The organism is Nostoc sp. DedSLP03, from assembly GCF_034530815.1.
Classification (GTDB): Bacteria; Cyanobacteriota; Cyanobacteriia; order Cyanobacteriales; family Nostocaceae; genus Nostoc.
Genome location: NZ_JAVRCK010000149.1, coordinates 1 through 12,095, shown reverse-complemented (window position 1 = coordinate 12,095; position 12,095 = coordinate 1). Strand labels below are relative to the sequence as shown.

Genomic DNA, 12,095 nt, shown 5'->3' with positions numbered 1-12,095 from the left:
TTTTTCTTTTAGTCCTTTTATTTAGAATACCCGGAAAGTGACAGAAGAGGGGTATATTTATACGTGTTAGTTAATACAGAAGTTGAGTTATGGATATTGAAGAAATGTTGGATAGGTATGAAGCTGGAGAAAGAAATTTTGCTTGGAGTGTTAATTGCAGCAAAACTGGTTTGTTCATGATAGCAGTTGATCTGAGTGGGGCTGACCTGAGTGGGATTAACTTGGAAGGAGCGTTTTTGGAAGCTGCTAGATTGAGAAACACTAATCTCACAGGGGCTAATCTCAGGGGAAGCAATATGTGTCAAATTAATTTGACTGGGGCTATCCTTAATGGTGCTGATTTGACTGGGGCTGAAGGGGCTGAAGCTAGTTTCTATGATACTTCTTTTGTCAGGGCTAACCTGAGCGGGGTTGAAATGAACCAATGTATTTTTCATGGTGCTAATTTCAGCCATGCTATTCTCAGGGGCGCTATTCTGGAGTACTCCAGTTTCCGTGGCGCTAACTTCAGCAATGCCGATTTGAGGGAAGTTGAAGGTTTCTATGAAAAAATTGATAAGGCTATTTTCTGTAATACCATCATGCCTGATGGAAGTATTTGGTACGACAGTATTGGGTATTGAAGACCATACAATATTGCTGTCCGCATATATTTCGTTCTTTTGGAACCCAAAATTTCATCGAGTATAAAGACTCTTTCTTCTACCTTAAAAATAGATTTTATGAACTCAAAAACCAATTCGGTTGTCTCAAAACCTCAAACTTCCCCTACCTCTAACTAAACTGCTGGGCATAAAACCGCGCATAGCGACGTTCTAGGGCTAATAATTCTTCATGGGTTCCCGATTCGACAATTTGTCCTTGTTCGAGAACTAAAATACGATCGCACCTTCTAACTGTCGATAAACGGTGAGCAATAATAAACACTGTCCGTTTTTCCATCAATCTTTCCAGCGCTTCTTGTACTAACGCTTCTGACTCAGAATCCAATGCTGATGTCGCTTCATCAAGAATCAAGATTTGGGGATTGAGCAAAACAGCACGAGCGATCGCAATTCTTTGTCTTTGTCCACCTGATAAGTTTACCCCACGTTCGCCTACCCAAGTCTTATAACCTTCTGGTAGTTGGCTAATAAATTGATGGGCATTAGCAATTTTCGCCGCCTCTTTAACTGCTTTGATGTCAAAAATATATTGTCCAAAGGCGATATTTTGGGCAATCGTCCCCGAAAAGATGATGGTTTCTTGAGGAACAATCCCAATTTGTCGCCGCAGACTATGCAACTTCACATCCCGAATATCAACATCGTCAATGAAGATTTGCCCAACTTCCGGGTCGTAAAAACGCGGTAAAAGATTCACAAATGTAGTTTTACCAGCACCAGAAGCACCCACAAGCGCGATCGCTTCACCTGGTGATACCAATAAACTGATATCTTTTAATACAGGTTCACCTGGTTTATAGGCGAAGGAAATATGACGATATTCTACCTTGCCTTTAACTGGGGGGAGAGCGATCGCATCGTTCTTTTCGATCGTCGTCGGCGGAATTGCCATCAATTCAAAAACGCGGTCAACAGATGCTTCACCCTGCTTAAATTCGTTGTAGTTGTTAGTAGTATGACCAATGGGATCGATTAACAGCGCCGCCGCCGCCAGGTAACTGAAAAAATTCGCCACTGTCAAGTTACCTTGGGAAATTTGCCAAGCTCCCACAATCAGTAACGATAACGCACTTAAGGCTTCCAAAAATCCAATGATCGGAATCTGAATCGCTTTCAGGCGTTCGGCTGAGTATTTGGCTTTGAGACTGCGTTCTGCTTCATGGCCAAAACGGGCGATTTCGTAATTTTCCGCAGCAAAAGCTTGTACCAAACGAATACCGTTGAAAACTTCCGCGATGATGGCTGATAAACCCGATACGCGATTTTGACTTTTTGAGGAATATTTGCGTAAGCGTTCGCCAAACCAGCCAACTAAAATACCCATGAGTGGTGCAACTATCACTGTTGCTAATGTTAGTTGCCAATTCAGATAAATCATGTAAATCGGAATTGCTAGCAACTGCAAAATACAGGGGATAAAGTCGTGAAATACTTTATTTACCACTTCGCCAACGCGGTCAACATCTTCGGTGAGGCGGTAAGATAAATCACCTGCTTTTGCAGTTTCAAAATAGCTGAGATTGAGCTTTTGCAGATGCGCGTAAACTTTCTGGCGGAGATGAAAAGCAACTTGCAAAGCAGCTTTTGCCATGTACATATCTTGTATAGATTGAAACAAACCTCTAACAAGAAATACTAAGGCACAGCTACCAGTTATTTGAGCGATCGCGACTACATTACCTTGGGCAAAGGGAGTTGCCAATTTCCCGGCAAGATTAATTAATACTAATGTCGCCAGCACGTATCCCAAGATGCCAATAAGTCCCTTGGTGATAGTTTGCCACTGAAGTTGAATATAAGGCAGCAGTTGCCAGTAATTAGAACGCGTTTTCAAGCTCGAAAGTCCACAGCGATATTTTACTTTGTTTGACGCTAGCAGTTTTGGGGAGTTTCTGAACACTTAACTAATTAGTTATAAACTGTTTTAGCGTTAATCGTAGAGTTTTTCGGTGTTCTTCTATGATTGAAGTGGAATGTTCATTCGAGGCGTCTTGCTTTATGAAACTGGAAGACTATTTCAACGCGCTTGCACCAGATGACATCCGACTCAAAGGAACCCGCATTGGCATTGAGAGCATTCTTTACGAGTATATCTATCGCTGCATTCTAAAAAAGAGAATTGAGAATTTAATCAAACTTAACAATCTTAAAGAGGCTTAATTATGAAAACCGAACAGGAACGCGAACAATTAATCAAAGCTATCAACTTACTGCTAAACCAAGCTTACGACAGTACCCTAGATGAAATTTATACACTACTTCAAAAAATTGAAGATGAAGAGGACGAAAACGATTTAAGAGCATATCATGCTGCTAAAAGTGATGTAGAAAATAATAGTCTTATCGCATGGGACGACATTAAAAAGGAAATCGCTAATGAAAGAAAAAAGGATGTAGCGTGACTTACGAAGTTAAATTTACCAACGGGGCGAGGAAAATGTTTAAAAAATTATCTCAAGAATTACAAGATCGCATACAACCCAAAATAGATGAGTTGGCTATAGAACCACGTCCCAATGGAGTTAAAAAGTTACAGGGTGAAGAAAACACATATCGAATTAGAGTAGGCGATTATCGAGTTATATACGATATTTTCGATGATGTTTTATTGGTAAATGTTATAGATGTCGGGCATCGTAGCAAGATTTATAAAAATGAAAGTTGACAAACAAAAAAATATTAGAGCTATCGCCTACAGTGTCTTTGTTACAAGTACTTAAACAAAATTAACTACACACAATTTATGCATGAAACCCTTATCCAGACTAAAAAATTGTATGTAAATAATTCTGTGCGACTTGCTGTCACTAGTGCGTTCTAAAAAATTAGCCCCCTCCTTACTTCTAAGGAAAGAGCTAAATTAATCTTCTTTAATTACGAATTACGTAGCTTGCTTCTCACGCCTTGGCGAGTATTACGAATTACGAATTACGAATTAATATCCGCCTTCTTCTTCGTATTCTGGCTGCCTTTCCTTGACTTTCTTAGGAATATTCACAGGTTTTGGCGCATCTTCCCAAGCATCGCCGTCTACGTCGTCATAATCATCGTATTCGTCAACGTATGGCTTACTATAGGGCTGGGCTTCATACTTTAGCGGCTGCGGTTGTTGATACCTGTCGCTGCCGGTTGCCTCGCTCCAGTTATCTTCTTCCTCATCTTCTTCGTATTGAATAGATTCATACTGCCGCGCCTTCATTACCTGACGCTGTGGCCTTTCTTCTTCCACATAGTCTTCATTCCATTCTTCTTGCGCTACGGGTTCGGGGGCGCGAACTTTTTGCCTGGGTGGCTGCAATGGCACTCCGCTAGGCAGTTGATTACCTGGTGCAACTTGGCGTGGTGGAGTATAGCCGTATTCTTCTTCTATATCTCGTTCCCAAGGTGCTTTGCCGATACCCAGCCGTTCTAGTAACCCAACTGTCAACTGATTTACTCGTTCTTCGGCTCCCTCAAACACAATCAACCGATTGGGGCCAGTGCTGACAATTTCATCTACTGAGAACTCGTAAGTACTCACAAATTGATCGGGAATTTGGGGCAATCCTAAAGAAGCAATAACTATGGAGTTAAGCTTCCCACTTTCGCCGTTGAACTTAAAGCCGCGAACTTTGCCTAATACTTCACCTGTTTCTGTAATTACTTCCCAGTTAATCAAATTACTGAGAGATTCAACTTCGATATCTTCAATGACATCTTCGTTATCAACCAGGATGACATCACCAATCTGGCTGATGTTGTTGAGGTACATATAGCGCGGTATGCCCGAAATGGAGATCAGGCTGTCTCGCAAACCAAGAGCCACAACCTCTCGTTGATCGATATCAACCCAGACTTGACTGATGATGCCTAGCCGCTTGCCGTTGTCGCGGGTAATCACCTGGGTATTTAATATGTCGGAACGCCTAATTATCTGTTCAGAGGTCATTCTATACCGAGTCCTGATCTCGAATCCGGTTTGGTTTATCTATACACTATTATTAACAAAAACTCAAGCAGATGTATTGGATGATTGTAATTTAATCCCCAAAACTTGAGTGTAAGCTCCTCGTGCTTGAGTAACGCCAATTGTGCGTTCGGCTGATTCTATCATCGGACGACGCAAACTCACAACTATAAATTGCGCTTGTTGTGACTGTTGTTTAATCATTTTAGCTAATCGCTCTACGTTTGCCCCATCTAGGAACATATCTACTTCGTCAAAGGCGTAAAAGGGCGATGGACGGTAGCGTTGCAAGGCAAAAATAAAGCTCAAGGCGGTGAGTGATTTTTCTCCCCCAGACATGGAAGCTAGGCGCTGTACGGGTTTACCTTTGGGATGTGCAACTAAATTCAATCCACTGCTAAAGGGATCTTCGGGATTTTCGAGTTGCAAGAAGCCGTCACCGTCTGAAAGAATGGCAAAAATTGATTGAAAGTTTTCGTTGACAGCATCGAAAGCTTCTTTAAAGGCAAGTTGCCGCAATGTGGTAAAGTTTTCAATTCGTAAAAGTAGTTCGGTGCGTTCCCCTTCTAGTGTCTCTAATTTTTGCGTGAGCTCCTGGAGGCGGTTTTGCGTGCGTTCGTATTCTTCCAACGCCAGCATATTCACAGGTTCCATTGCCTGTAAGCGTTTGGTAAGCGATCGCAATTCTTTCTGCAATTCTTCTAAATCTACCTTGTCTGGCACTTCCGGCAAGGGATTTGGTAATTCTGCTCCCACATCTTGCAATTGAGTTTGTAGTGTAATTAGTTCCTCTCGCCGTTTCTCTTGGGTTTCTTGGAGTTTTTGGATTTCCCATTCCAATTGTTGTTGACGCAAAAGGTGCGATCGCACTTCTTGTTCTGTGGCGTCGCGTTTTTGTTTTTCTTCGCCTAAATTTTGCTCCATTTGACTCAACGATAAACGGGTTTGGGTGATTTGCTCGTCTATCGTGGTGATTTGTGTAGAGACGCGATTCATCGCGTCTCTACAAGAGGTTTGTTGGGTTTCGTATTCGGTGATTCGCGTTTCTGCTTCTTGGATTTTTTCTTGTAAACGTTGTTGCTGATTTTCTAAATTTTTTAATCTTTGTTCGGCTTCGCGTAATGCTGTTTCGCGTTGTTGCAATTGTTGCTCTTGAATTTTAATGGTTGCCTGGATTTGTTGCCATTCACTGGGGGTTTGGGATGCTTCTAACTCTGCTAATGCGTGTCGCAATTGTTGCAACTCATTTTCTTGCCCAGGTAATTCCCGCTCTAAAATTTCTAATCGGGATTGAGCAGTGGCTAACTTCTCGCTGTTTTGGGCGAGTTGCGATCGCGTCCCCTCTAATTGCCCTGTTAAACTCTTAATGTCTTTCTGCAACTGCTCCAATTGCAACTGCTGTTCTCGCCGTGCTTGACGCGCCTCTGTTAATTCTTGCGTCAGTTTTTTGGTTTTGGCTGACAAAGTAGCGATCGCTTCTGTACAACGTTCTAAAACTCGCTCAATATCCACCAAGCGAGTTTTCAAAGCGATCGCTTCATCAGATTCCGCCGCTTCCGCATTGCCAAACCGCAACGCTGAACGTTGGGTGTTGCTACCACCAGTCATTGCACCACTGGTTTCTAAAAGTTCCCCGTCTAAGGTGACGATGCGGTATAATCCTAAATTTTTCCGCGCCGCCTCAAGGTTGGCAAATACTACGGTGTTGCCGAAAACATAGCTAAATACATCTTTGTAACGGCGATCGCAGTCAACTAAGTTCACAGCATAGTTAACGAAGCCGCTAGCAAAACGCAGCGTTGCATCCTGAGTAAATTTGGGAGCGTGAATTTTATTTAGTGGTAAAAAAGTCGCTCTCCCTGCACGCTTCTGTTTGAGCAGTTCAATCCCGGCTGCAGCGATGCTGTCATCTTCCACCACAATATGTCCCAAGCGTCCCCCAGCAGCCATTTCCAAGGCTAGCTGATGGCGGGGTTCCACCAGTCCCAACTGCACAACTAAACCGCAAACACCAGGCATTCCTGATTGTAAAATGACTTTACTGGCTTGGGTTCCTTGGACTTCTTGCTGTGCTTGCGCTTGCGCCTCAATTTTATCCAACTGACGTTGTTTTTCTCGTTGTTCAGAAAGTAACCGTTTTTGGGTTTCCTGTTGGATTTGCAGTTCTTGTTCTGTGGCTGAGAGATTTTGGGCTAAATTTTGGATGGGTTCGCTAGAGGTGTTAAATTCTGTTTCAATTTGATTACATTCAGTTTGTTTTTGGGCTAATAGCGGTTCGTCGCGTTCAATTAACTGGGTTTGCTCTTGGATTAACTGCTGTAACTGATTATTGCGTTCCCTGAGTTGTGCTTGTTCGGTGCGTTGCGGTTCTAGGGTGTGCAGCAAAGCTTCTATTTGACGGTTGAATGCTGTTTGTTGCTGCACCCAGGCTTCGGAAGCCGAGGCGATTTCTGCAGCGGCTTCGCGGGAGGTTTCTAAGGCTTGGTGGGCTTCATTTCTTTGTTGTTGGGAAGACGCGATGAATCGCGTCTCTACAAGTTGGGTTTCGGAAATTTCTTCTAGGGTATGGCGGTGTTTTTGAATCTCTTGCTGAGTTTGAGCTAGACGTTTGGCGGTTTCTTGGGAAGCTGTTTGTAATTCTGTCAGCTGACGCTGGAGTTGTTTGCGTTCTGCTTCTTGGGTGGCGAGGGTAGATTGTACCGCCAAAAGTTCCTCTTCTCCCAATGCTTTTACATGGGCATTGAGTTGTTCGAGTTCAGCAGTTTTTTGGACGATTTCGGAATTTAGGTTGGTGAGTTGGGTAGTGAGTTCGGTAAAATTGCGATCGCCTGTTTGAATTTCGTGAACTAACTTTTCTTGTTGTGTTTGCAAGGAACGCCATGATAAAACAGCTTCCCAGGATTGTTTAGCCAGAAATTCTGTGCGGAGTTTTTGATATTTCTCAGCTTTCGCCCGATCTTGAGAAAGGCGATCGCGCTGTGCAGTTAATTCCGTTTCAATAATCCGACAGCTATCTTCCTTTTCCTTCACCTCATCTAAAGTTGATTTGGCTTGGACAATTTTGCGATCGAATGCCGCCACCCCAGCTAATTCATCAATAATTTCCCGTCGTTCCCGCGCATTCATCGAGATAATGCTGGTGACATCCCCTTGGAGTACCACATTGTAACCTTCAGGATAAACCCGTAGATTACTTAGTTCTCCATGCAACTCCGTTAACGTGCAAGGTACACCATTGATATAATAATTCGATGTGTAAGTCCCTTGGTGAGTGACTCGTAGCCTTCTAGTAACACTCCACTCTCCCGATTTTGGATTTTGGACTTCGGCTTCGCTCAGTCGAGCGATTTTGGATTTTAGATTTTCTTCCCCTACTTCCCCTACTTCCCCTACTTCCCCTGCTTCTTCTACTTCCTCCCTGTCTGCCTTTGCGGTTTTGGCTAAGATATCCTCTCCCGACAAATCAAATGTCACCGTGACGCTAGCTTCAATCGAAGCACGTCCTTTAGCCGTTTGAGTGTTATTTACCAAATCCGGTAGGCGTTCGGCTCGCATTCCCTTAGAACTAGAGAGTCCCAGGCAAAAGAGCAATGCATCTAAGATATTAGACTTACCCGAACCATTTGGCCCAGATATGACAGTACACCCCGGTAGCAAAGGGACAGAAGTAGTGCCACCGAAGGATTTGAAGTTCGTAAGTTCCACGCGCTTGATGTGCACCATAGGCGCTGGTTCCCTGGGCTAATGAAGAACAAGTGTATCAACTAATTAAGAATTCGCAAGAGGGTAAGGCGGAGAATTGAAAATTATCGTAAACGCGTTGCGGTGTGCCTGCAAGCTTCACCCAAAAGGCTTACCACAGGCGATCGCTCAGTGTACGGCAAAAATTTTGATGTTGCAAACTGACCATCAAAATTTTCCCAGAGCAGATAATATCATGTATGACTAATTACTTGTAATTCAAAAATTGATCTCAAGATATAACTAGTTTGAAATATGCTCAAGGCATTCTCACACCGTCATGTGACCTGCTAAGGAACAGAAAGGAGTAAGAAAAAAAAGTAACTCAACCAAATGGTAGAGGATATCAAAAGCACCAAATGAATTTATAATATAGTAATCTTTACAATTAGAAAAACGTAGAAAGAAAGTCCTCTTTACTACCCCAATCTACTGTCTGTGATTTAGTTCTTAACCCGCAAATATTTGTAGAACTTAGTAATGAAGAAATTAATTAAAGGTCTGCGCGAATTTAAATCTAGCTATTTTTCCGTACATCAAAAATTATTTGAGCAACTTTCGCATGGTCAAAAGCCCAGAGTATTATTTATTACCTGTTCTGATTCGCGTCTCGATCCAAATCTAATTACACAAGCTCAAGTTGGTGAATTATTTGTCATTCGCAATGCAGGCAACATCATTCCACCGTATGGGGCAAGTAATGGCGGTGAAGGTGCGACAATTGAATATGCTGTTCAAGCTTTAGATGTTCGCCAAATTATTATTTGTGGTCATTCTCATTGCGGTGCAATGAAAGGGTTAATGAAGTTACACAATCTCAGCGATGAGATGCCGCTTGTACATGATTGGCTTAAATATGCAGAAGCAACTCGAAGGCTAGTTATAGACCACTATAGCCACTACGACGGAGAAGAATTGCTAGAGATTATGATTGCCGAAAATGTTCTAACTCAAATTGAGAATTTGCGAACATATCCAGTGATTCACTCTAAGCTTTATCAGGGGGAACTCAGCATTTATGCTTGGATTTATCACATTGAAACAGGAGAAGTTTTCGCATACGATCCCCAAAAGCACGCTTATGTTTTGCCTCAAGCTTTGGTTCCAGAATCAGAAATAGATGAGTCGTTCAGAGATCGGGTTCCAAATACTAATGTAGCAGTGCGTTCCCCTCAAAACCAGCAGGATGATGTTCAACCTTATGAGAAACAGTCTGTTTCTCCATTTGAATGGTTTCCAATGAGACGACTTTCTCCAGAGCAGATGGAGCGAATTTATCGAGGTTCAAATAATGGAAGTTGAAAGATAAAAATAGACCTCTTGCATAAGTCGAATAGATCCCCCTTTATGCCCCTTTATAAACTATGCGTTACCCACATCTTTCTTTACAATCTTGAAACCCATGTTCTATAACCGTCTTAGACGAGAATTTAGGCATACTTGACAAATTCGCTTTTCATCTTCTCGCTAAAACTGCGTTTTTATTGAGAATGAACAACTAACAAATCAGGGTTATAAAAACCTGAGTCAAGACTCTCGCAAATGTTAAGAAAGATCCGGGTAATGGATAGCTTTAGAAAGAGGAAAAACAAGAATCTAGTTCCCTCCCCTTTCCAAGGGGAGGGTTAGGGTGGGGTAAAACCGAAAGCTTTAGTTATTCTTTTATAGCTTTTTCACAGCATCAACTTTTGCTTCTATCTTCACCGTCTTCACACCTTGAACTTCTTTAGCCAAGGTTTCAGCTTTCTTGAGTTCTTCAACAGAACTTGCTGTACCTTTGAGAACAATTTCACCCTGTTTGTTTTCAACTTGTAACTTGTTGCTTGGTAAGCCTTTATTTAACTTGGCGCTAACTTCAGTTTTTAAGTCGCTTTTAGCTTTTGTTGCTGCTGTTTTTTCAGCATCAGTTTTAACTTTAGCATCTGTACTAGCTGCTAAAGGAGTAGTTTGTGTTTCTGGAACTTTGGCAGTTTGATTTGTCTCTGAAGCTGGTTTTGCCGGTGCTTGAGCGGCTTCATTAGTTGTGCTAGGAGTTTCTGAACCGGTTTTAGGAGCCTCTTGGCAGCCAAAAGTACCAACTACCAAAATGCTACTAACTAATAATAGAATTAGTTTTTTCATTATTTATCTCCGAATTGAGTAATTGAAGCGATTAATTGAGATGTGTGTCATGGTGAGGAGCAAATTTAAAAAAAACAATTAAAAGTGAAGTAGCAAAAGTGCTTCAGCAATAGCTCAGGTTGCTGAAAATTGAAATTTGGGCGATTTCTTGAAGCTAAGATTTTGCACTTGGTTTTGAGAAATCTCAATTCAATTTTTCTAACGGCTGCTAACCAGGATAGCTTTACACGCAGTCTGTGGCTTTCGATGAATTTAATGTAGATGCACAGTAGCTCTTTTGATGGTAGACTATGCCCACTCCACAGTAGTGACTCGATGTTATCAGATTTGAGTCAATTTGGCGATGTCTATGACGAATTTCAAACTTCAGCCTTTTCGCAATCCTGTATAAGCATTCTTACCAACAAAATGTTACTTTAGAAAACTATGGCTTACTTACAATGCCTTAAATATCAGGAAATATTAGTCAATGCCCTACCTTACTTCAGCTAGCGAAATTCGTGCCATTGTCGCTGAATATACAAACGCTAAAACATTGTGGATAGATACAGAAGTCGCTGACTATAAAAGTCGTAATCCCCGATTATCGCTGATTCAGGTATTAGATAATCCTCAAGATATGAGTGGCGATCGCGTCTATCTTTTAGATGTATTAGACAAGCCTAATATTATAGCTGAATTTATTGATAAAATTATGATAAATTCTGCCATTGAAAAAGTTTTTCACAACGCGAGTTACGATCTAAAATTTCTCGGTAGCAAGAAAGCCAAAAATATTACTTGCACTTTGGAAATGGCCAAAAAAATTCCCTATTATCTTTTGCCATTACCCAACTACCAACTCAAGACCATAGCTACAGCACTTTGTAGCTTTAATAATATCGATAAACAAGAACAAAAAAGCGATTGGGCAAAACGCCCTCTGACTGAAGAACAGATAGAGTATGCTTACCTAGACTGCATTTATCTTGCTCAAATTCACCTAAACTTGTTAGACTTACAAGCCCAAGCCAGCCCCGAACCTGCAACAGAAGACTTAAACTCGCTAAGTGCTAGATACTCGCAAGTTGAGCAGCAGTGGAAGTTGTTGAATTCAGAATTTGAGCATTTGCAAGAACGTATAAAAAAAGCCATGCAGGCTCAGAATATATCAGAAACTTATGATTATAAGCTGACTAGTTATGAACGAACTACAATCAAAGCTGCATTTACAGAATTGGCAAAGCTAGCACAAATACAAGGTATTAATTTAGATTTTCCGATTACGCTAACTCAGAAACTCCAAAAAGATTTAGGACAAAATCTAGAACAACTATCTGTAGATATTGACAAAACTACCTCTTGGCGACTAACTTCTAAAACTCCAGAGAGTGAAACAGAAGATGAGTAAATTGTTCATCAGGCTACAAATGTCAGAATTTATAGAGTGATTGTGAAGAATAAATATTTAAATTTAATAATTCTTTCCTCCTCCCTTATCTGAGAAATCTATAAACTATTAGGGAAATGTGTCAATTAACTTGAAATGATTATCAAAAGTTAGAATAATGATTGAGTTAAAGAATTAAAATCTAGGGCGTGTCATCAATTGAGCCAAATGACAGAAGCAGCCAGATAAATTG

11 protein-coding genes are annotated in these 12,095 nt (G+C 41.4%); 7 read left to right on the top strand and 4 right to left on the bottom strand.

Going from position 1 to position 12,095, the window contains the following annotated elements; translation table 11 throughout:
• The first annotated feature begins 89 nt into the window (after positions 1 to 89).
• Positions 90 to 623 carry a pentapeptide repeat-containing protein gene (locus tag RM368_RS36555; protein WP_322698589.1) on the top strand — a complete coding sequence of 178 codons (534 nt, stop codon included), beginning with the start codon at positions 90 to 92 and terminating at the stop codon, positions 621 to 623.
• Between the two features lie 151 nt (positions 624 to 774).
• On the opposite strand, the gene RM368_RS36550 is transcribed toward RM368_RS36555, so the two are convergent.
• Positions 775 to 2,499, bottom strand: coding sequence for an ABC transporter ATP-binding protein (locus RM368_RS36550; protein WP_322698588.1), 1,725 nt, complete (start codon positions 2,497 to 2,499; stop codon positions 775 to 777).
• A gap of 164 nt (positions 2,500 to 2,663) precedes the next feature.
• Here RM368_RS36550 and RM368_RS36545 point away from each other — a divergent pair, with 164 nt between their 5' ends.
• Genes RM368_RS36545 through RM368_RS36535 form a run of 3 tightly spaced genes read left to right on the top strand, consistent with a single transcriptional unit; the run spans position 2,664 to position 3,330 of the window.
• Positions 2,664 to 2,825, top strand: coding sequence for a hypothetical protein (locus RM368_RS36545; RefSeq protein ID WP_322698590.1), 162 nt, complete (start codon positions 2,664 to 2,666; stop codon positions 2,823 to 2,825).
• Positions 2,826 to 2,827: 2 nt separating this feature from the next.
• The gene (locus RM368_RS36540; protein WP_322698587.1) at positions 2,828 to 3,067 is read left to right on the top strand and encodes a hypothetical protein; all 240 of its coding nucleotides are present in this window, start codon (positions 2,828 to 2,830) and stop codon (positions 3,065 to 3,067) included.
• A complete protein-coding gene (locus RM368_RS36535; protein ID WP_322698586.1) occupies positions 3,064 to 3,330 on the top strand; it encodes a type II toxin-antitoxin system RelE/ParE family toxin in 267 nt (88 codons plus the stop codon). The genes RM368_RS36540 and RM368_RS36535 overlap by 4 nt, the downstream gene beginning before the upstream one ends.
• Positions 3,331 to 3,600: 270 nt before the next feature.
• Here RM368_RS36535 and RM368_RS36530 read toward each other — a convergent pair whose 3' ends face one another.
• Both RM368_RS36530 and smc read right to left on the bottom strand, forming a co-directional pair.
• Positions 3,601 to 4,593, bottom strand: a complete 993-nt coding sequence (locus tag RM368_RS36530; RefSeq protein ID WP_322698585.1) for a PRC-barrel domain-containing protein — start codon at positions 4,591 to 4,593, stop codon at positions 3,601 to 3,603.
• A 63-nt stretch (positions 4,594 to 4,656) separates the two neighbouring features.
• The gene (gene smc / locus RM368_RS36525) at positions 4,657 to 8,334 is read right to left on the bottom strand and encodes a chromosome segregation protein SMC (protein ID WP_322698584.1); all 3,678 of its coding nucleotides are present in this window, start codon (positions 8,332 to 8,334) and stop codon (positions 4,657 to 4,659) included.
• 76 nt (positions 8,335 to 8,410) lie between these two features.
• Here smc and RM368_RS36520 point away from each other — a divergent pair, with 76 nt between their 5' ends.
• Together RM368_RS36520 and RM368_RS36515 are read left to right on the top strand one after the other, a co-directional pair.
• A complete protein-coding gene (locus RM368_RS36520; RefSeq protein WP_322698583.1) occupies positions 8,411 to 8,560 on the top strand; it encodes a hypothetical protein in 150 nt (49 codons plus the stop codon).
• Positions 8,561 to 8,832: 272 nt separating this feature from the next.
• Positions 8,833 to 9,654 carry a carbonic anhydrase gene (locus tag RM368_RS36515; protein WP_322698582.1) on the top strand — a complete coding sequence of 274 codons (822 nt, stop codon included), beginning with the start codon at positions 8,833 to 8,835 and terminating at the stop codon, positions 9,652 to 9,654.
• A gap of 360 nt (positions 9,655 to 10,014) precedes the next feature.
• Here the strand turns inward: RM368_RS36515 and RM368_RS36510 are convergent, their stop codons facing one another.
• On the bottom strand, positions 10,015 to 10,473 hold the full coding sequence (locus RM368_RS36510) for a BON domain-containing protein (RefSeq protein ID WP_322698581.1): 459 nt from the start codon (positions 10,471 to 10,473) through the stop codon (positions 10,015 to 10,017).
• Positions 10,474 to 10,942: 469 nt separating this feature from the next.
• Between RM368_RS36510 and RM368_RS36505 the strand changes: the two genes are divergently transcribed.
• Positions 10,943 to 11,863, top strand: coding sequence for a ribonuclease D (locus RM368_RS36505; protein WP_322698580.1), 921 nt, complete (start codon positions 10,943 to 10,945; stop codon positions 11,861 to 11,863).
• Positions 11,864 to 12,095 lie beyond the last annotated feature (232 nt).